The organism is Rhizobium sp. BIGb0125, from assembly GCF_024810055.1.
In the GTDB taxonomy this organism is placed as follows: domain Bacteria; phylum Pseudomonadota; class Alphaproteobacteria; order Rhizobiales; family Rhizobiaceae; genus Agrobacterium.
The window spans coordinates 171,627-190,465 of sequence record NZ_JANUDV010000001.1; the positions used below are offsets into that span (position 1 = coordinate 171,627).

Sequence of the window (18,839 nt, forward strand, 5' to 3'; positions counted from 1 at the left end):
AACGCCAAATAAAATCTGCTGTTCATATAGGCTGCGTGTGCGGGCAGTTCAAAGAGAATCTGCCTTCAGTTTTTTTGATCCATGCTGTTGGCCGGTTGTTACCCGTCAGCAAGCTGCGCCATATCAAAGGAATTGATGTCTTCCAGCAATTCAACCAGTCCGGTGACGGAATGGTTTATCAGTGCCTCTCCTTTTTCAGCCGTTGCAGCACTGGCATTTCCGGCCACACCAAGCGTATTGAGATCACTCATTTTCCAGCCGAAAGCATGTGGGCCGTAGGCGCGTAAATGCTTGTAATTTATGGCGAAATCTTGCTGCTTTGAGGAGAAATTGACAGCCTTTTTCATGTCAACCAGCTCGGGATACATCGCCAGCATTACCGACGTTTCGATATCTCCACCGTGAATGTCGAGGGCCTTTTCCTCCGGCGTAATCAGACCGGTTGGCACGCCAAAGCGAGTCCAGCTTGTGGCGACGGCCAGCATGCCGAACCTTACACGAGCTTCGGTTGCGACGATGGTCATAAGCGGCGAATTGCCGCCATGCGCATTCAGCATAACGAACTTTTTGATGCCCCTAGACGCTGCTTCTTCGGCAATGCCGAGCCAGCGTTCCACGGCTTCGTCATAACGCAGGGTTCTTGTGCCCTGCACGTCGATATGTTCGATTGAATACCCGACCGGCTCTACCGGCAGAAAGCTGACGGGCAGGGATGGAGGAAGCGCCCGTTGCAAACGACTGACAATTCCAGTCGCAATCAATGTGTCCGTTTCAAACGGCAGGTGAGGGCCGTGCTGCTCATGGGCTCCCAAAGGCAGCACAATAATACGCTTCGCCGGGTTATCCCCTGATGCTGTTACATTATCTTCGTAAAAGTGCGTGTATGTGTTCGGCATCTGGCAGTGCGATCCGGCTTTCTGTATTGGATATCGTACAGCTTATATCCGATCCGCTATCCGGTAAAAGGTTCAAAGGCGATGGGCAAAAAAGACAAGAGCGAAAAGAAGGTCAAGGACGGCAAGAAAAAGGACGAGGTGCTGAACCCTGAAGTTCTGGCGCAGTCCATTGCCCAGGCCGCCCGGTCCATGCGCACAGCGCTTAGCCACAGCCTTGCAACCAGCGGCCTTTATGCTGGTCAGGACGGTGTTGTACTGGCACTTGCCAATGAGGGCAGCATGACCCCTGGCCAGATTGCCCAGAAGCTGGGGGTAAAGGCACCGACGATGACCCGCACAATCGGGCGCATGGAGGCGCAGGGCTTTGTCGAGCGCAGTGAAGATGACGGTGATGGCCGCATGACCAGGGTCAAGTTGACCGATGCCGGTCTGCGCAGCGTCGAGCACATCAATGCTTCGCTTTCGGTGTGCGCGGCACGTGCCATTGATGGGCTTTCCAACAAGGAAGTCAAAACTGTGGTCAAGTTGCTGCGGGTGATTGATGCCAATCTGCAGAGCAATGGCAGTGCAGAATAAGCCATCCTGATGTCTCTCCATTGCGGATTTCCCGGTTTATCAGATTTTCGTGATTAAACAGATTGCGAAATCTATTTAAATTCTTTAGATAATTTTAAATGGGGAATAGCAGGGCCTGATCAAGCCCGATGTGGAGGGGAGCCTTTGGCTCAAAAAATCAAACTTTCGACGATTGCGGAAAGTCTCGGATTATCAACGGCAACCATCTCTCTGGCACTGCGCGACAGCCCGCTGGTTGCCGCCGATACGCGCGAGAAAATCAAGGAACAGGCCCGCACGCTGGGTTATATTTATAACCGCCGTGCCGCCAGTCTCAGAACCTCCAGATCCGGCATTGTCGGCGTGGTTTTCCATGATGTGATGAACCCGTTTTACGGCGAAATTCTCAAGGCCATCGAGAGTGAACTCGACCGTAGTCGCCAGACTTTCATTCTGTCGAACCACTACGATTCCGTTGAAAAACAACGCAATTTCATCGAGACACTGCTGCAGTTGGGCAGTGATGGCATCATCATGTCGCCCGCCATCGGCACGCCGACCGAAGATCTGAAGCTGGCAGAAGAAAACGGCATGCCGGCCATTCTGGTTGCCCGCTCGATGGACGGCGTTGATATGCCGACCTATCGCGGTGACGACAGCTATGGCATCTCGCTGGCCACCAACCATCTGATCAGTCTTGGCCATCGTACCATCGCAATGGTCGGCGGTACTGACCAGACCTCGACCGGTCGTGACCGTTATCAGGGTTACGTCAATGCGCTGCGCAAGGCGAATATCGAAGTTGATCCGAACCTGCGTATTCCCGGCCCACGCTCCAAGCAGGGCGGCTTTGAGGCTGCGGTTCACTTCCTGTCCCTGCCACAAAAGCCGACAGCGGCGGTGTGCTGGAACGATCTGGTCGCAATAGGTCTGATGAACGGTATTTCACGCGCCGGTTTCGTGCCGGGTGTCGATATTTCTGTGACCGGATATGACGACCTTGAGGAAGCGGCAATTGCAACGCCAGCTTTGACCACCGTGTCCAACGGTCAGGCCGAGGTTGGGCGTATGGCAGCGCGTGCGCTGCTTGACCGCTTAGAAGGTAGTCATGAACCGGATGGTATCCATCTGATCAAGCCGGAAATGCGTATTCGCCAATCAACTGGCCCTGTCCGCCCGAGACAGTAACGGATATCGGCATCGTGGCCTTTCAAAGTCATACTATTCTGTTTTAAAGTCTTGAATTGTATGGTGGCAGACAAGGGCATGTCGGGAGCGATTTATCCCGTCATGCATTGCCTGCAACAGGCGATCAAGGGCTTCAAAGCCTTCATCGCGGGGCCGTTTGACGTATGGATAGACAAGCTGAGCTTGAAATGAATTTTACATTTGCATGGCTCATTTTGCCCTTCAGACTGAAAATTTCCTCGCAGAATGGATGAATTTAGTGGGTCCTGACCCTATGGAGGAAGTGCATGTCTGATACCAAAGCGACCGTTCTCGTTCCTGGCAAGATCAACCCTCGTGTTACCGAACGTCTGAAGGGCAATGTTGAAATCATTACCGTTCCGGCCGGTGGCGAGCTTGTTCTGCCGGAGGGCGTAGCTGAACGCGTACGTGGTATTGCCGTGTCCGGCGTTGTTTCTGCGGCTTGGATGAATGCCTTGCCGAAGCTTGAAATCATTGCCAATTTTGGCGTCGGTTATGATGGTGTGGACACCAAACATGCGGCATCGCGTGGCGTTGTCGTGACCAATACACCGGATGTTTTGAACGATGAGGTGGCTGACACCACCATTGCGCTGCTGATCAATACGCTGCGCCGTCTGCCGCAGGCGGAGAACTATTTGCGTGAAGGCCGGTGGGCCAAGGAAGGCGCGTTTGGCCTTTCGCCGTTTTCGCTCAAGGGTCGTACCATCGGTATTTTGGGCCTCGGTCGTATCGGTCTGGAGATTGCCAAGCGTTTGGAACCTTTCAAGGTCAATCTTGGCTACCACACCCGCACAAAGCGTGATGATGTGGCCTACACCTATTATGGTTCGCTGAAGGAAATGGCTGAAAAGGTCGATACCTTGATCAGTATCGTGCCTGGCACGGCTGCAACCCACAAGATTATCGATGCCGATATCTTCAAGGCGTTGGGGCCGCAGGGCGTGTTCATCAATGTCGGTCGTGGTTCAAGCGTTGACGAGGATGCTCTGATCAAGGCGCTGCAGGACAAGGTGATCGGTGCTGCTGGACTTGATGTGTTCTACAATGAGCCGCAAGTTGCGGATGCGTTTCTGAGCCTCGACAACATTTCGATGTTACCGCACGTGGCTTCGGCGTCCGTTCCGACGCGCAATGCGATGGCAGATTTGGTCGCCGACAATCTTCTTGGCTGGTTCAAGGACAAGACAGTCCTGACACCGGTGCCGGAAACTCCTGCCAAGGGTTGATGGGCGTACCGGCATGCTGAAATTTGATCTCTCCCTCGGCGGGCGAGATTGATGGGCTGGTATCAGGCCTTGCTGGCCTGATATTCCCTGATAGCCTTGCCGAAAGCTTCAAAAAGGGCACGAGACGGTGCGTCCGTCTCAGCCCAATATTCCGGGTGCCATTGCACACCGACGGCAAATCCCTTTGCATCGATAACCGACACGGCTTCAATCGTGCCGTCTTCTGCCGTTGCCTCCACCTGCAGACGTGGCGCTGTTTTGGCAATCGCCTGACGATGCAGGGAGTTGATCTGGATTTCGCCTGTGAGACCCAGATGCTGGGCGATGCAGGAACCCTCGCGGATGATCACTGGCTGGCGAATGGCATAAGCCTCGTGCCGATCAACATCGGTCGGTTTGCGATGATCCCACACGCCCGGCTGCTCCTGAATTTCACTGGCCAGCGTGCCGCCCAGTGCCACGTTCAGTTCCTGAATGCCACGGCAGATGGCAAACATCGGAATGCCGCGTTCCAGTGCACGACGGATCAATGGCAGGGTGGTGGCATCGCGGGCTGGATCGAAAGGTCCGTCGCTCTCCTTGGCTTCCATACCGTAGAGTGAGGGATGCACATTGGTGGCAGAGCCGGACACCAAGAGCCCATCGACACGATCAAGGATTTCATCGATATCATTGCCTTCGACAAGTGCCGGGATAATGAAGGACATGACGTCAGCGGCCTTGAGCGCTGCATTGATATATTGTGTCTGTGCCGCATGCCATGTTGTGCCGTCGAATTCCCTAATATCGGCTGGGATGGCAATGACTGGTCTTGGCATGATGTCTCCGGCTGAACTTGAAACTTTTCAAGCCTTGTAAAAATGCCTGTTCGTGACGGAAGTCAAGCGTCCGCAAAACCCACGAAGTAATTGCTGAACGCGGCTCATTCTTTAGTCTAAGACTATGTGCTGCAGGCCGGTTTTCGCCGGTTTTTGCCGGTAAATGCGGCTAACAGGCCGGTTCTGGCGTGACCGAAAATCGTGGCTGATCTTGCCAGCGCCAAAGTGCTCATGTTTACTTTCAACCAGGCGTAGCCGTGGGGAGAACGGTCAAGCTTTGTCGCGATTATCTGGGAGGATAATATGGATCGCCGCTCATTCTTGAAAAACAGTGCAGTGACAGGTGCGGGTGCAGGTGCCGCAGCTGTGTCGTTGGCCGCACCGGCAATTGCGCAGGAAAAGACCAAGATCACGTGGCGTCTGACGTCATCATTCCCCAAATCGCTGGATACGATTTTTGGTGGGGCGGAAGACATTGCCAAACATGTTGCTGCGGCAACTGATGGCAACTTCACGATCCAGACATTTGCCGCCGGTGAGATTGTGCCCGGCCTGCAGGCTGCCGACGCGGTATCATCCGGTACGGTGGAGATGGCGCATACCTGCTCCTATTATTACGTTGGCAAGGATCCGACTTTTGCGATTGGTTCGGCCATTCCCTTCGGTCTTAATGCCCGCCTGACCAACGCCTGGTTCTATGAAGGCAATGGCAACACGCTGATGAACGAGTTCTATGCCAAGCATAAGATTTACGGCATCGTCGCGGGCAATACCGGTGCGCAGATGGGTGGCTGGTTCCGCAAGGAGATCAACACTGTTGATGACCTCAAGGGCGTCAAGATGCGTATTGCCGGTCTCGCCGGCAAGGTGGTGGAGAAACTTGGTGTCGTGCCGCAGCAGGTGGCTGGCGGCGACATCTATCCAGCACTTGAAAAAGGCACCATCGATGCGGCGGAGTGGATAGGACCTTATGACGACCACAAGCTTGGTTTCCAGAAGGTGGCGAAATATTATTATTATCCGGCCTTCTGGGAAGGCGGACTTGCCATTCACGCCTTTGTTAATCTCGACCAGTGGAACAATCTGCCAAAGCACTACCAAGCAGCACTGCAAGACGCCTGCGCTTATGCAAATACCCATATGATGGCAAAATACGACACCAAGAACCCAACGGCCATCAAGCAGTTGGTCGCGGAGGGCGCGGTGTTGCGGCCATTCAGCCAAGAAGTGTTAGAGGCTTGCTACAAGGCGTCGATGGAAGTTTACAGCGAGATTTCCGCTACCAATGCTGATTTCAAGAAAATCTATGAAGATCAGGCGGCGTTCAAGCGGGAAGGTTATCTCTGGATGCAGCTGTCCGAATATACCTTCGATACGTTCATGATGATCCAGCAACGCAGCGGCAAGCTGTAGGATCGTCGCGGACTTTTCTCGAGCACCACCAGTTCTAAGTAAAAACCCCGCCAGAGCGATCTGGCGGGGTTTTTGATTATTATTGGATCTTGGGTGGTTCGCTAAGATTTGGCATTCCCGGTAATCCACCACCCTGGCCGCCACCCGGTTGAGCTGGCGCACCATCCATTGGCGGCAGGCCGAAGTTCGGCATGGTGTTGCCACCCTGATTGCCGAAGGCGGGCACTTCGATCTTGATCGAATTCAGGTCGACTTCAGGTGCCTTGTCTAGCCAATAGGTCACGGATTCGGGCCAGAAGATCACGATGGCGACGAGGATCAGCTGCATGCCGAGCCACGGTATCGCCCCCATGTAAATATCTGACGTCTTGACCGATCTCGGCGCGATACTGCGAAGGTAAAACAGTGCAAACCCGAAGGGCGGGTGCATGAAGCTGGTCTGCATGTTGATGCAGATCAGGACGCCGAACCAGATCAGGTCGATGCCGAGCGACTGTGCAACCGGTGCCAGCATCGGAATAACGATAAAGGCAATCTCGAAGAAATCGAGGAAGAAGGCGAGGAAGAAGATGAAGATGTTGACGAAGATCAGGAAGCCGATCGGGCCGCCTGGAATGCCGGACAATAAGTGTTCGATCCACAACGAACCATCCATGCCCTGAAACACCAGGCTGAAGCAGGTCGCACCCACCAGAATGAACACCACCATGGAGGTGATGTGCATGGTGGAGTGCATGCCCTGCTTGACGAGATCCCAGGTCAGGCGGCGATGGCCTGCAGCCAGTGCCAGTGCACCGACAACACCAAGCGCACCGGCTTCGGTCGGTGTGGCAAGGCCGAGGAACAGCGTTCCCAGAACCAGGAAGATCAGCACGATGGATGGGATCATGCCGCCGAGCACCTTGAGGACGAGGGCGCGGTTCAACTCGCCACGCGCTTCCGGAGGCAGGGCTGGCACATCCTTCGGGCGAACGAGCGACAAGATGAAGATGAACAGCAGGAAGATACCGACCTGAAGGAAGGATGGTCCGATAGCACCCAGATACATGTCGCCAACCGACTTGCCGAGCTGATCAGCCAGAACGATCAGCACGAGCGATGGCGGGATAACCTGGGTGATGGTGCCGGAGGCGGCAATAACACCCGTGGCAAGGCGTGGGCTGTAGCCGTATTTCAGCATGATCGGCAGTGAAATGACACCCATGGTGATAACCGAGGCAGCAACCGTACCGGTTATGGCGCCGAGAATGGCACCCACGACGATAACCGCGTAGGCCAGACCGCCGGGAACGGCGCCGAACAGTTTTCCGGTGCCTTCCAGCAAATCCTCCGCCAGACCGCATCGTTCGAGAATTGCTCCCATGAAGGTGAAGAACGGAATAGCCAGCAGTAGATCGTTCGACACTATGCCAAAGATGCGCAGCGGCAGAGCCTGCAGAAACGCTGGTGAAAAATGCTCGGTGAAAATACCGATGACGCCAAACATCAGGCCGACGGTTGCGAGCGAAAAGGCCACAGGAAAACCGTACAGCATGAAAATGACCATGCTGACGAACATGAGTGGCGGCAGAATACCGTATTCGAACATGTTTTAAGTCCCCGTTCCCGACGCCGTTATTGAAGTGGTTTTTCGTATTTGGTGTCGAGAGCCACCAAACCGGCAAGAGCGCCGAAACGCTTGATCAGTTCCGACAGACCCTGAAGGAACAGCAGCGCAAAACCTGCAACGATAATGAGTTTGACCGGCCAGCGGATAAGACCACCGGCATTCGAGGACATTTCACCCTGTTGGAAGGACAGGGCAAACATCGGCCAGCTGAGCCACATCAGGTAGAAGCAGGCGGGAAGAAGGAAAAGCGTGATGCCGATAATATCGACCCAGATACGGGCACGCGATGAAATCGAACCGTAGATGATGTCGACACGGACGTGCTCGTTCATGCGCAGTGTATAGGACGCCCCGATCAACACGATGAACCCGAACATGTACCACTGGATTTCAAGCCAGCCGTTGGAGCTGTAGTTGAAGATGTAACGCACAAGGGCGTTGATGGCGCTGACGAGGCAGCATATCAGAACGAGGTAACCTGAAAGTTTGCCAAGAAACTCACTGATCGCATCGATCACCGTGCTCAGCTTCAATAGAGCTGTCATTATTCTCCCCCCTCTTGTCGTCTTTTCGTCCCTGATCCGACTCCAAGGCTATATTTATTGATTTTGCCACGCATCGTATCCTGCCCTTAAGGGCCAGCGAAAAAGCCATTCAAATTTCTGTATGTGTTGTATTGTTGAAATGCAACGGTCCGGACATGCGTCAATAGTAGTGCTTTGTGCATTTATATCGATTTGATGCGGCATCACGTCCATTGCGCAGTTTAGTTGCTTTGTGTTAGGTCTCGGCGTGGAGAGAGAGCCGTAAAGGTCACGTATTCCGGCGTTTTATTGCGTATCGCGCTTCAAAAAGCGTCTGTTCCTTTACGGATTTTTGGAAGGGAAATTACCATGAGCGAACATCATACCGGACCTGTCGAAGTCGGCGCGCCGATGAACTATGCAGAGCACGAAAAAACCTACAATCTTTTTCTAAGCGCGACCAAACTGGGTACCATTGCGCTTTGCGCATTGATGATCGCCATGGCCGCAGGGTTCTTCACCACTGCCGGCTTTTTCGGCGGATTTATTGTGTTCGTCGTCCTGCTTGTAGCGGGCACAATTATCCTGCGCTGATATTTCGTCAGCAATCTGATTGGTCGAAGCCATCCTGCTGGAGATCAACGTCTCCACCGGGCTGTATTGCCGTGAAATTTAATGGATGGAACATGCCGGGCGCATCTCCGGATTTTCCAGTGATCTAAGGAGAGTCTGCGTTGAGCAGTGTGGTATTTGTGGCGAAGGAAACCTCGCCGGACGAACCGCGTGTTGCCGCTTCGGCGGAAACCGTCAAAAAGATGATCGGCCTCGGACTTGAGGTTGTTGTCGAAGCCGGGGCAGGTCTGCTGTCACGTATTCCCGATGCGGACTACGAAAAAGCCGGAGCGAAAATCGGCAAGGCAACCGACGCCAAAGCCGCCGATGTCATTTTGAAAGTTCGTCGCCCGGTGGACAAGGAAATCAAGTCCATCAAGCAGCGTGCTATCGTCATTGCCATCATGGACCCCTACGGCAACGAAGAAGCGCTGGCTGCTCTGGCGAAGGCCGGCGCCACGACATTTGCCATGGAACTGATGCCACGCATCACCCGTGCCCAGTCGATGGACGTTCTGTCGTCGCAGGCCAACCTGGCCGGTTATCAGGCGGTTATTGATGCGGCTGGTGAATACGACCGCGCCATGCCGATGATGATGACCGCTGCCGGTACCGTGCCAGCCGCCAAGGTGTTCGTGATGGGTGCCGGTGTTGCCGGTCTTCAGGCCATCGCGACGGCACGCCGTCTGGGTGCTGTGGTTTCGGCAACCGACGTGCGCCCTGCCGCTAAGGAGCAGGTTGCGTCTCTTGGTGCCAAGTTCATCGCCGTTGAAGACGACGAGTTCAAGGCCGCCGAGACCGCTGGCGGTTACGCCAAGCAGATGTCGGCTGAATATCAGGCTAAGCAGGCCGCTCTGGTTGCCGAACATATTGCCAAGCAGGATATCGTCATCACGACAGCACTTATTCCGGGCCGTCCAGCACCGAAGCTTGTTTCGCGCGCGATGCTGGCCTCCATGCGTTCCGGTTCGATTGCCGTTGATCTTGCTGTCGAGCGTGGCGGCAACGTGGAAGGCGTCGAGGCCGGAAAGGTTGCGTATGTCGAGGGCGTCAAGGTCATCGGTTACAGCAACGTCGCGGGCCGAGTGGCTGCATCGGCGTCGCTGCTTTACGCAAAGAACCTGCTGACATTCCTGGAGACGATGATCTCCAAGGAAACCAAGCAACTTGCCCTGAACACGGAAGATGAACTGGTCAAAGCAACCATGCTGACGCATGGCGGCGCCGTCGTTCACCCGAATTTCGGTGGCGTCAAGAATGAAGGAGCCGCATGATGGCGAATGAAGTTTTGAACAAGGCTCTCGATGGGCTGGATCAGGCTGTCGAAGCGGTCAAGGCTGCAGCGGCGCAAACGCCTGATGTTGTGGATGCTGTCGGTTTGGCAGCACACGGTGTATCAGGCGGCGCAATCGATCCCTTCGTATTCCGTCTGGCTATTTTCGTGCTGTCGATCTTTGTCGGTTATTACGTCGTGTGGTCGGTAACGCCTGCACTGCACACACCGCTTATGGCTGTCACCAACGCGATCTCTTCTGTGATCGTAGTCGGTGCATTGCTTGCCGTTGGCATTTCCACCTCCGGTCTTGCGACCGGTTTTGGTTTCGTGGCGCTGGTCCTCGTATCGGTCAACATTTTTGGTGGCTTCCTCGTCACCAGCCGCATGCTCGCCATGTACAAGAAAAAAGATAAGTGAGGGCTGCCTGAATGTCCCAAAATTTTGCCGCCTTCCTCTATCTCGTTTCCGGCGTGATGTTCATCATGGCACTGCGCGGCCTTTCGCATCCTGCCACCAGCCGCAAGGGTAACCTGTACGGCATGGTCGGTATGGCAATCGCCATCGGCACGACGCTGCTTCTGGCAACGCCGTCCTTCGGCGGTCTGGTGCTGATCATTCTCGGTCTTGCCATTGGTGGTGGTGCCGGTGCCTATATTGCCCGCACAATCCCGATGACTTCGATGCCGCAGCTGGTCGCTGGTTTTCACTCGCTGGTTGGTCTTGCTGCTGTGCTGGTGGCTGCTGCTGCCATCTACACACCGTCATCCTTTGGCATTGGCGAACTTGGTTCGATCCATGCGCAGGCACTGATTGAAATGTCGCTTGGCGTGGCAATTGGTGCGATTACCTTTACCGGCTCGATCATTGCCTATCTGAAACTTGATGGCCGCATGTCGGGCAAGCCGATCATGCTGCCGATGCGCCATGTCATCAACGCATCGATCTTCGCTGCCATTGTCGTGCTGATCGGCATTCTGGTTGCTACCGAAAGCCACTTTGTCTTCTGGTTGATCGTTGCCCTGTCGCTGGTCTTCGGTATTCTGCTGATCATCCCGATCGGTGGCGCGGACATGCCTGTGGTCGTGTCGATGCTGAACTCCTATTCGGGCTGGGCTGCAGCCGGTATCGGCTTTACGCTCGGCAATCTGGCGCTGATCATCACCGGTGCACTGGTTGGTTCTTCGGGTGCAATCCTGTCCTACATCATGTGTAAGGGTATGAACCGTTCGTTCATCTCGGTCATTTTGGGTGGCTTCGGCGGTGAAGCAGCTGCCGCCACCGCTGACGATGGCGTTCAACGCGCCGTCAAGCAGGGTTCTGCCGACGATGCGGCTTACCTGATGGCCAATGCCTCCAAGGTTATCATCGTGCCGGGTTACGGCATGGCGGTTGCACAGGCACAACATGCGCTGCGTGAAATGGCCGATACGCTGAAGAAGAACGGCGTTGAAGTGAAATACGCAATTCACCCTGTTGCCGGTCGTATGCCTGGTCATATGAACGTGCTTCTGGCCGAGGCCAATGTGCCTTACGATGAAGTTTTCGAGCTGGAAGACATCAACTCCGAGTTCGCGCAGGCCGACGTGGCCTATGTGATTGGCGCGAACGATGTGACCAACCCGGCTGCGCGTGACGACAAGACCTCGCCGATTTACGGTATGCCGATCCTTGACGTCGACAAGGCCAAGACCTGCCTTTTTGTGAAACGTTCGCTTGGTTCCGGTTATGCCGGTATCGACAACACGCTGTTCTACAAGGACGGTACGATGATGTTGCTTGGCGACGCCAAGAAGGTGACGGAAGAAATCGTCAAGGCCATGAACCACTAATCATCGGCTTGAGGTTTGTTTTGAAGGGCGCGTGCAGCAGTGCACGCGCCCTTTTGTTTTGTCTTGCGTCGTGCAGAGTTAGCGACAGTATGGAATGCAAAAAGCCGGAAGGTTTCCCTTCCGGCTTTCGATCATGATTATGTCAGGCTCGAGCTTTATGCGCCGCCGCGAGTACGGGCAACGCCGTCAAGTGCTGGTTTATATTTGGGATCAAGACGCGCTGCGTGAGAATAGGACTTTGCCGCCTTTGCCGTCTCATTGCGACGCTCATAGACCAAAGCCTGGTTTGCCCAAGATTCAGCGATCTTGTCGTCCAGCGCAATGGCTGTGTTGAAGTCGGCAAATGCATTTTCATCGTCGTTGAGGGCGATGTAGGAAATACCGCGACCGTTATAGGGCTCTGGCGAGCTTGGCGACAGCGAGATGGCCTTCGAGAAATCTTCGATCGCCTGCGCATGCTGGTTGCGGAGCTGGTAGATCAGACCACGGTTATGCCAGGCGCGACCATCCGTGGTTTCAAGTTGGATCGCCCGGCTGAAATCGTTGAAGGCCTCGTTGGTGCGGCCGGTCTGGCGGTAGAGGTTGCCTCTGCCAATATAGGCCACGTCATAGGATGCGTTGATCTGCAGGGCGGCGTTGTAATCGGCAAGTGCCTGCGCCTGCTGCCCCATGTTGCGGTTGACCAGCGCGCGGTTGGCATAAGCCTGGTAAAAGCGTGGGTTCAACTGGATGGCGCGGTCGAAGTCGGCCAGCGCACGGCGAAAATCACCAGCGCGGCCGTAAGCGGAGCCACGCACATTGTAGCCTTCCGGATCCTGCGGGTTCGAACTGATAACCGATGACAGGGAGGCGATGTTTTCACTGGAGCCCTGAGCACGATCCAGACGAATGGCGTCAGATGGCTGAGTGGTTGTGGCGCAACCGGAGAGGCCGGCAACAAGCAAACAGGCCATGATCGGGAACAGTGCCGATGTCTTGTGCTTATCAACCACGTTGCGCCGCAGAGTGTTGGAACGAGCGGTTGCACAATTCATGTCGGCGATCATCTGGTGTCTTTTCCCTTAAAGGCCTGGCACTCAACTATGCTTGAGGCCGTAAACTGAAAAAGCGGCGGCGAAAATTCGCCCCCGCCCAACAAGCATTCAAAAACGTCGAAAAGACGACCGCTTAGCGAGCCGCACGGGCGCCAGCAACCAGGCCTTCGCGCTGTGCACGCTTGCGTGCGAGCTTGCGAACGCGGCTAATTGCTTCAGCCTTTTCGCGAACACGCTTCTCGGATGGCTTCTCGAAATGGTCGCGCATCTTCATTTCGCGGAAGACGCCTTCGCGCTGCAATTTCTTCTTCAGAACGCGTAGCGCCTGATCGACATTATTGTCGCGGACTAGTACCTGCACGTGTATCCCGTTCCTTTGTTTGGTTCTTAGAGCCGAAGACGAATGGCATCCTCAGGCAAACAAAATATCGTTCGTTGGCCAGACGGCCACGCGATTGGTGTGGTGCAATATCAGATGATCTGCAGAAAGTCTAGCCGTTAACCTTGACGGCGCGTCAAAAAGCCCGGCTGCGCCGACATCGGGCAAATCAACAGCGCTGTCTTAATACAACGAATATGTTGCTTCATGTCAAAACATCGTGTGTCATGCGTCGCAAAGTGGACGATACGGCATGTCGCGATTTGTCATGTGTATGGTGCGCCGAAAACTCTACCGGTCCTTCCAAGGGAGTCTGAAATCACATGCGGAAATATTCGGTTTTTGCCGTGGCCCGCGAGGCATTACGCGGTCACAAGGGCTGGGACGCCCAGTGGGTGTCGCCCGAACCTCGCAGTGAATACGACGTCATTATCATCGGCGGCGGCGGGCATGGTCTTGGGGCAGCTTATTATCTGGCTAAGGAGCACGGCATTACCAATGTTGCCGTTCTGGAAAAAGGCTGGCTGGGTGGGGGCAACAGTGGACGTAACACCACCATCATCCGCTCCAACTATCTCTACGAAGAGAGCATGGACATTTTCGAGCATTCCCTGAAACTGTGGGAAGGCTTGAGCCAGGAATTGAACTACAACGTCATGTATTCGCCACGCGGCGTGATGATGTTGTCGCATAACATCCATGACATGCAGTCGTTCAAACGCCACATCAATGCCAACCGTCTTTATGGCATTGATAATGAGTGGCTGACGCCGGAACAGGCCAAGGCCTATTGCCCGCCGCTCGATATATCCGGCACAGCCCGGTATGCGATCAATGGTGCCGCCTTGCAGCGCCGTGGCGGCACGGCCCGTCATGACGCGGTCAACTGGGGTTATGCACGTGCTGCCTCCGACCGGGGTGTCCACATCATTCAGAATTGCGAGGTGACCGCCATCCGGCGCGGGCCCGACGGCGCGGTGACCGGGGTTGAGACGAACCGTGGATTTATCGGTGCGAAAAAGATTGGCGTATCGGCGGCCGGGCATTCCTCTGTCGTCATGTCGATGGCTGATGTGCGCGTGCCGCTGGAAAGCCAGCCGCTACAGGCGCTGGTGTCCGAACCGCTCAAGCCCATCATTCCATGCGTGATCATGTCCAATACGGTGCATGCCTATATCTCCCAATCCGACAAGGGAGAGTTGGTAATCGGTGCAGGAACGGACCAGTACACATCCTATTCGCAGACCGGTGGATTGCAGATCATCACCCACACACTGGATGCCATTTGTGAGCTTTTCCCGGTTCTGCGTCGCGTCAAGATGATGCGCCAGTGGGGTGGCATTACCGACAACACACCTGATCGCTCCGCCATCCAGAGCGTGACGCCGGTGCCAAACCTCTTTGTCAATTGCGGCTGGGGTACCGGCGGCTTCAAGGCGACGCCGGGTTCAGCGCATCTGTTTGCGCATCTTATTGCACGGGGAGAACCGCACCGTCTGGCCGCCGGGTTGACGCTGGATCGTTTCCGCACCGGCCGACTGATCGATGAAGCTGCCGCTGCGGCTGTTGCGCACTAAGGCTTGAGGACTAAACCATGCTGATTATTCGTTGCCCTTATTGCGAAGATGACCGTTCCGAACTGGAGTTTCGCTGGGCGGGTGAGGCGCATATTGCGCGCCCTGAAAACATTGCCGAGATTTCCGATGAGGCTTTTTCGGAGTTCTTTTTCATGCGTGACAACACCAAGGGGCTGATTTTTGAGCGCTGGCGCCACATTCATGGCTGCGGGCGTTTTTTCAATGCAGCCCGGCACACGGTCAGTGACAGAATTTACCTGACTTATAAAGCAGGTGAACCGAAGCCTGATGCCGATGCCATTCTTGAAACTGCCAGTGATAAAGGAGCGTCGAAATGAGCGGCGCATATCGTATTGCCGGAGTGGGGCGTCTAACGCCTGCACGCACTGCCCGTTTTACCTTTGACGGGAAGATTTACACGGCGCTTGAAGGTGACACGGTGGCCGCAGCATTGCTGGCCAATGGTGTTCACCTGATTGGTCGTTCGTTCAAATATCACCGGCCACGCGGTTTTCTTTCGGCAGGTCCGGAAGAGCCCAATGCCTTGATTGATGTGTCGCGTGACGCGGGCCGTCGCCAGCCAAACGTGCGCGCCACGGTGCAGGAAGTGTTCGACGGCGCCATTATCCGTTCGCAAAACCGCTTCCCAACCCTGTCTTTTGATGTTGGAGCGATCAACGATCTGTTTTCACCGTTTTTTGCCGCTGGTTTTTACTACAAGACCTTCATGTGGCCAAAGAGCTTCTGGCACAAGATTTACGAGCCGGTCATTCGCCGGGCTGCCGGGCTTGGCGTGGTGCCAGATGAGGCGGATGCCGATCACTATGCCACCCGCTACGCGCATTGTGATGTGCTGGTGGCTGGCGGTGGCGCTGCGGGTCTGACGGCGGCACTTGCTGCTGCCCGCACCGGTGCCAATGTGATCCTTGCGGATGAGCAACCGGAGGCCGGTGGCGCCCTGCATTTCGACAAGGGTGCAATTATCGATGGCATGGAAGGATATGACTGGGCGCAGGCAACCATCGCCAAGTTGAGAGCCATGCCAAATGTGCGGATCTTGCCGCGCACCACCGTGTTTGGATATTACAATCACAACTTCCTTGGGCTTGCGGAACGGTTGAGCGACCATTTGGTGCTGCCGGAAAAGGCGCAGCCGCGTGAGCGTCTGTGGCAGGTTCGCGCCAAGCAGGTGGTTCTGGCGACAGGCTCCATCGAACGTCATATGGTGTTTGCCAATAATGACCGACCCGGCATTATGTTGGCATCGGCAGGGCGCACCTATCTCAACCATTATGGTGTGGCGGTCGGTCAAAAGGTGGGCGTCTATACCGCCCATGATTCTGCCTATGAAACGGCCTTTGATCTGAAAAAGGCTGGAGTCGAGATTGCCGCTATTGTCGACTGCCGCGATAACCCGGCTGAAAGTCTGTTGGCTGAGGCCCGTTCGCTCGGCATCACAGTCCTGACTGGTCATAGTGTTTTCAACACATCGGGACGTCTGCGGGTGTCGTCGATAACGGTCGGTCGCAACGGCGGTGCGTCCAAGCGCAAGATTTCGGTTGATGCTCTGCTGGTTTCGGCTGGCTGGACGCCTTCAGTACATCTGTTCTCGCAATCACGCGGCAAGCTGCGGTTCGATGCGCAGAATGATCGTTTCCTGCCTGATATCCACGCGCAGGACTGTATTTCCGTTGGTACCTGCAATGGCACGGATGATCTGGAAGCACTGATTGCCGAGGCACTTGCGGCCGGTGAAAATGCCGCAAAAGCGGCCGGTGCCGCCGAGGATGCCGATGTCTACTTCACTGGCAGCAACTCGCGCGATTGGACCGGTGGCATGATCGGGGCGGCGGAAGGTGCAGGGGAAGATCGCGGCCTCAAAGCCTTTATCGACTTCCAGCACGATGTCTGCGCCAAGGATATTCGCCTTGCGGTGCGTGAAGGCATGCACTCCATCGAACATATCAAGCGCTTCACGACGAACGGCATGGCTTCGGATCAGGGCAAGCTCTCCAACATGCATGGTCTTGCCATTGCTGCGGAAGCGCTGGGTCGGGACTTGCCGAAAGTGGGACTGACCACCTTCCGTGCGCCCTATACGCCGGTGACCTTCGGCACGCTGGTCAACCACTCGCGTGGCCATCTGTTTGATCCGACGCGCAAGACACCGATGCATGCGCTAGAAGAGGCTGCCGGTGCGGTGTTTGAAGATGTCGGTAACTGGAAACGTGCGTGGTTTTTCCCGCGAGCCGGTGAAAACATGCATGAAGCGGTCAACCGCGAATGCAAGACCGCCCGTGACAAGGTCGGCGTGTTTGATGCTTCAACCCTTGGCAAGATCGAGGTTGTTGGGCCGGATGCCGCAAAGTTCCTCAATCTGATGTACACCAATGCCTGGGACACGCTGAAACCGGGCAAATGCCGTTACGGCATTATGACCCGCGAAGATGGCTTTGTGTATGATGATGGTGTTGTCGGGCGCATTGCGGAAGACCGTTTCCATGTGACGACGACAACAGGTGGCGCGCCACGCGTGTTGCACCATATGGAAGATTATCTGCAAACTGAATTCCCGCATCTGAATGTCTGGCTGACATCGACCACCGAACAATGGGCGGTCATTGCAGTGCAGGGACCAAAGGCGCGGGAGGTGATTGAGCCGTTTGTTGAGGGCATTGATATTTCCAACGAAGCCTTCCCGCATATGAGTGTTGCGGAAGGCAAGTTCTGCGGTGTGCCAACCCGGTTGTTCCGTGTGTCGTTCACCGGTGAACTTGGTTTCGAAATCAACGTTCCCGCTGACTTCGGACCGGCGGTCTGGCAGGCCGTTCGTAAACGGGCAGAAGCGGTGGGTGGTTGCCTGTACGGTACGGAAACCATGCATATTCTGCGTGCCGAAAAGGGGTACATCATCGTCGGTCAGGATACTGACGGCACAGTGACACCTGACGATGCGGGTCTGTCCTGGGCGGTTTCCAAAAAGAAGACGGACTTTGTCGGTATTCGCGGGTTGAAACGACCCGATCTTTTACGGTCCGGACGCAAGCAATTGGTCGGGCTCTTGAGCAAGGAACCCACCATCGTACCGGAAGAGGGCGGTCAGATTGTTGCCGATCCCAACCAGCCCAAACCGATGACCATGCTCGGTCATGTCACCTCTGCCTACTGGTCGGAAAATCTCGGTCGTTCCATCGCGTTCGGCCTGGTGGTGGATGGCCATAAGCGGGTGGGCGAGACGCTTTATATCCCACTCGTAGACAGAACGATTGCCGTCGAAGTCACCGATATGGTGTTCTTTGACAAGGAAGGAGGCCGCATCCATGGTTGATACGATTGAAGCCACAAGAACACAGCCGAATGCCAGCTTCCGGCGTGTTCAGGGCAGCGTTTCCATCGAACAGGCGGCATTTGCATCACGCATTTCGCTGCGTGCCAAGGTAGATGCGGCTGGTCCTCTGTCTAATGCACTTGGTCTTGTGCTGCCAACCAGACCCAAAACATCCAGCGTGTCCGGACTGCGTTCAGCATTGTGGCTCGGGCCGGATGAGTGGCTGGTGATCGACCAATCAGGCGGAGATCTGATGGCCGTGTGTGCGACTGTCGATGCCATACATTCGTCTGCCGATATTTCTCACCGCAACACAGCCTTTATTGTGTCAGGTGAGGATGCGGCCGATGTGCTGAATGCAGGCTGCCCGCAGGACCTGTCGCTTGCGGCCTTCCCGGTGGGTGCGGTTTCGCGCACGCTGTTTGGCAAGGCCGAAGTGGTGATCTTCCGTGTGACCGAGGATACGTTCCGGCTAGAATGCTGGCGCTCATTTGCGGAATATGTCGGCGGGTTGCTGCGTGAGGCGGCATCCGAAGTCATATTCTGAGAGT

18 protein-coding genes are annotated in these 18,839 nt (G+C 55.4%); 12 read left to right on the forward strand and 6 right to left on the reverse strand.

Annotated features, from left to right (window positions below; all coding sequences use genetic code 11):
• Positions 1-98: 98 nt before the first annotated feature.
• A complete protein-coding gene (locus M2418_RS00770; protein ID WP_259142621.1) occupies positions 99-896 on the reverse strand; it encodes a creatininase family protein in 798 nt (265 codons plus the stop codon).
• Between the two features lie 81 nt (positions 897-977).
• Between M2418_RS00770 and M2418_RS00775 the strand changes: the two genes are divergently transcribed.
• The 3 genes from M2418_RS00775 to M2418_RS00785 all read left to right on the forward strand — a co-directional run bounded on the left by M2418_RS00775 (position 978) and on the right by M2418_RS00785 (position 3,889).
• On the forward strand, positions 978-1,472 hold the full coding sequence (locus M2418_RS00775; protein WP_250982250.1) for a MarR family winged helix-turn-helix transcriptional regulator: 495 nt from the start codon (positions 978-980) through the stop codon (positions 1,470-1,472).
• Positions 1,473-1,616: 144 nt separating this feature from the next.
• The gene (locus M2418_RS00780) at positions 1,617-2,639 is read left to right on the forward strand and encodes a LacI family DNA-binding transcriptional regulator (RefSeq protein ID WP_192488054.1); all 1,023 of its coding nucleotides are present in this window, start codon (positions 1,617-1,619) and stop codon (positions 2,637-2,639) included.
• Positions 2,640-2,926: 287 nt separating this feature from the next.
• Positions 2,927-3,889, forward strand: a complete 963-nt coding sequence (locus M2418_RS00785) for a 2-hydroxyacid dehydrogenase (RefSeq protein WP_259142624.1) — start codon at positions 2,927-2,929, stop codon at positions 3,887-3,889.
• Between the two features lie 62 nt (positions 3,890-3,951).
• Here the strand turns inward: M2418_RS00785 and M2418_RS00790 are convergent, their stop codons facing one another.
• Positions 3,952-4,707 carry a gamma-glutamyl-gamma-aminobutyrate hydrolase family protein gene (locus M2418_RS00790; RefSeq protein WP_259142634.1) on the reverse strand — a complete coding sequence of 252 codons (756 nt, stop codon included), beginning with the start codon at positions 4,705-4,707 and terminating at the stop codon, positions 3,952-3,954.
• A 303-nt stretch (positions 4,708-5,010) separates the two neighbouring features.
• On the opposite strand from M2418_RS00790, the gene M2418_RS00795 reads away from it, so the two are divergent.
• Entirely contained in the window at positions 5,011-6,120 is a 1,110-nt protein-coding gene (locus M2418_RS00795) for a TRAP transporter substrate-binding protein (protein ID WP_192488057.1), read from the forward strand.
• A 79-nt stretch (positions 6,121-6,199) separates the two neighbouring features.
• Here the strand turns inward: M2418_RS00795 and M2418_RS00800 are convergent, their stop codons facing one another.
• Both M2418_RS00800 and M2418_RS00805 read right to left on the reverse strand, forming a co-directional pair.
• Positions 6,200-7,708 carry a TRAP transporter large permease subunit gene (locus M2418_RS00800; RefSeq protein ID WP_192488058.1) on the reverse strand — a complete coding sequence of 503 codons (1,509 nt, stop codon included), beginning with the start codon at positions 7,706-7,708 and terminating at the stop codon, positions 6,200-6,202.
• A gap of 26 nt (positions 7,709-7,734) precedes the next feature.
• Entirely contained in the window at positions 7,735-8,274 is a 540-nt protein-coding gene (locus M2418_RS00805; protein WP_259142657.1) for a TRAP transporter small permease subunit, read from the reverse strand.
• A gap of 348 nt (positions 8,275-8,622) precedes the next feature.
• On the opposite strand from M2418_RS00805, the gene M2418_RS00810 reads away from it, so the two are divergent.
• The 4 genes from M2418_RS00810 to M2418_RS00825 all read left to right on the forward strand — a co-directional run bounded on the left by M2418_RS00810 (position 8,623) and on the right by M2418_RS00825 (position 11,970).
• Positions 8,623-8,847, forward strand: coding sequence for an aa3-type cytochrome c oxidase subunit IV (locus M2418_RS00810; protein WP_192488060.1), 225 nt, complete (start codon positions 8,623-8,625; stop codon positions 8,845-8,847).
• A gap of 140 nt (positions 8,848-8,987) precedes the next feature.
• Positions 8,988-10,139: a Re/Si-specific NAD(P)(+) transhydrogenase subunit alpha gene (locus M2418_RS00815; protein WP_259142685.1), complete on the forward strand. Its 1,152-nt coding sequence runs from the start codon at positions 8,988-8,990 to the stop codon at positions 10,137-10,139.
• Positions 10,139-10,558 (forward strand): proton-translocating transhydrogenase family protein, encoded by a 420-nt coding sequence (locus M2418_RS00820; RefSeq protein ID WP_192488062.1) that lies wholly within the window; start codon positions 10,139-10,141, stop codon positions 10,556-10,558. Before M2418_RS00815 ends, M2418_RS00820 begins: the two co-directional genes overlap by 1 nt.
• Before the next feature lie 11 nt (positions 10,559-10,569).
• Positions 10,570-11,970, forward strand: a complete 1,401-nt coding sequence (locus M2418_RS00825) for an NAD(P)(+) transhydrogenase (Re/Si-specific) subunit beta (RefSeq protein ID WP_259142687.1) — start codon at positions 10,570-10,572, stop codon at positions 11,968-11,970.
• Between the two features lie 155 nt (positions 11,971-12,125).
• Here the strand turns inward: M2418_RS00825 and M2418_RS00830 are convergent, their stop codons facing one another.
• On the reverse strand, positions 12,126-13,004 hold the full coding sequence (locus M2418_RS00830; RefSeq protein WP_371815298.1) for a tetratricopeptide repeat protein: 879 nt from the start codon (positions 13,002-13,004) through the stop codon (positions 12,126-12,128).
• A gap of 133 nt (positions 13,005-13,137) precedes the next feature.
• Entirely contained in the window at positions 13,138-13,365 is a 228-nt protein-coding gene (gene rpsU, locus M2418_RS00835; RefSeq protein WP_192488065.1) for a 30S ribosomal protein S21, read from the reverse strand.
• 341 nt (positions 13,366-13,706) lie between these two features.
• Between rpsU and M2418_RS00840 the strand changes: the two genes are divergently transcribed.
• Genes M2418_RS00840 through M2418_RS00855 form a run of 4 tightly spaced genes read left to right on the forward strand, consistent with a single transcriptional unit; the run spans position 13,707 to position 18,835 of the window.
• Complete coding sequence (locus M2418_RS00840; protein ID WP_250982246.1) at positions 13,707-14,960, forward strand: sarcosine oxidase subunit beta family protein; 1,254 nt, start codon at positions 13,707-13,709, stop codon at positions 14,958-14,960.
• Between the two features lie 17 nt (positions 14,961-14,977).
• Positions 14,978-15,298, forward strand: coding sequence for a sarcosine oxidase subunit delta (locus M2418_RS00845; protein ID WP_259142701.1), 321 nt, complete (start codon positions 14,978-14,980; stop codon positions 15,296-15,298).
• A complete protein-coding gene (locus M2418_RS00850; RefSeq protein WP_259142703.1) occupies positions 15,295-18,288 on the forward strand; it encodes a sarcosine oxidase subunit alpha in 2,994 nt (997 codons plus the stop codon). The genes M2418_RS00845 and M2418_RS00850 overlap by 4 nt, the downstream gene beginning before the upstream one ends.
• On the forward strand, positions 18,281-18,835 hold the full coding sequence (locus tag M2418_RS00855) for a sarcosine oxidase subunit gamma (RefSeq protein WP_259142706.1): 555 nt from the start codon (positions 18,281-18,283) through the stop codon (positions 18,833-18,835). Before M2418_RS00850 ends, M2418_RS00855 begins: the two co-directional genes overlap by 8 nt.
• The last annotated feature ends 4 nt before the right edge of the window (positions 18,836-18,839 follow it).

Bases quoted from the DNA above. Each gene is read 5' to 3' on its own strand.
- M2418_RS00825 (WP_259142687.1), top strand. From the start codon at position 10,570: ATGTCCCAAAATTTTGCCGCCTTCCTCTATCTCGTTTCCGGCGTGATG.
- M2418_RS00850 (WP_259142703.1), top strand. From the start codon at position 15,295: ATGAGCGGCGCATATCGTATTGCCGGAGTGGGGCGTCTAACGCCTGCA.
- M2418_RS00820 (WP_192488062.1), top strand. From the start codon at position 10,139: ATGGCGAATGAAGTTTTGAACAAGGCTCTCGATGGGCTGGATCAGGCT.
- M2418_RS00830 (WP_371815298.1), bottom strand. From the start codon at position 13,004: ATGAATTGTGCAACCGCTCGTTCCAACACTCTGCGGCGCAACGTGGTT.
- M2418_RS00775 (WP_250982250.1), top strand. From the start codon at position 978: ATGGGCAAAAAAGACAAGAGCGAAAAGAAGGTCAAGGACGGCAAGAAA.
- M2418_RS00840 (WP_250982246.1), top strand. From the start codon at position 13,707: ATGCGGAAATATTCGGTTTTTGCCGTGGCCCGCGAGGCATTACGCGGT.
- M2418_RS00805 (WP_259142657.1), bottom strand. From the start codon at position 8,274: ATGACAGCTCTATTGAAGCTGAGCACGGTGATCGATGCGATCAGTGAG.
- M2418_RS00800 (WP_192488058.1), bottom strand. From the start codon at position 7,708: ATGTTCGAATACGGTATTCTGCCGCCACTCATGTTCGTCAGCATGGTC.
- M2418_RS00770 (WP_259142621.1), bottom strand. From the start codon at position 896: ATGCCGAACACATACACGCACTTTTACGAAGATAATGTAACAGCATCA.
- M2418_RS00790 (WP_259142634.1), bottom strand. From the start codon at position 4,707: ATGCCAAGACCAGTCATTGCCATCCCAGCCGATATTAGGGAATTCGAC.
- M2418_RS00855 (WP_259142706.1), top strand. From the start codon at position 18,281: ATGGTTGATACGATTGAAGCCACAAGAACACAGCCGAATGCCAGCTTC.
- M2418_RS00785 (WP_259142624.1), top strand. From the start codon at position 2,927: ATGTCTGATACCAAAGCGACCGTTCTCGTTCCTGGCAAGATCAACCCT.
- M2418_RS00795 (WP_192488057.1), top strand. From the start codon at position 5,011: ATGGATCGCCGCTCATTCTTGAAAAACAGTGCAGTGACAGGTGCGGGT.
- M2418_RS00810 (WP_192488060.1), top strand. From the start codon at position 8,623: ATGAGCGAACATCATACCGGACCTGTCGAAGTCGGCGCGCCGATGAAC.
- M2418_RS00845 (WP_259142701.1), top strand. From the start codon at position 14,978: ATGCTGATTATTCGTTGCCCTTATTGCGAAGATGACCGTTCCGAACTG.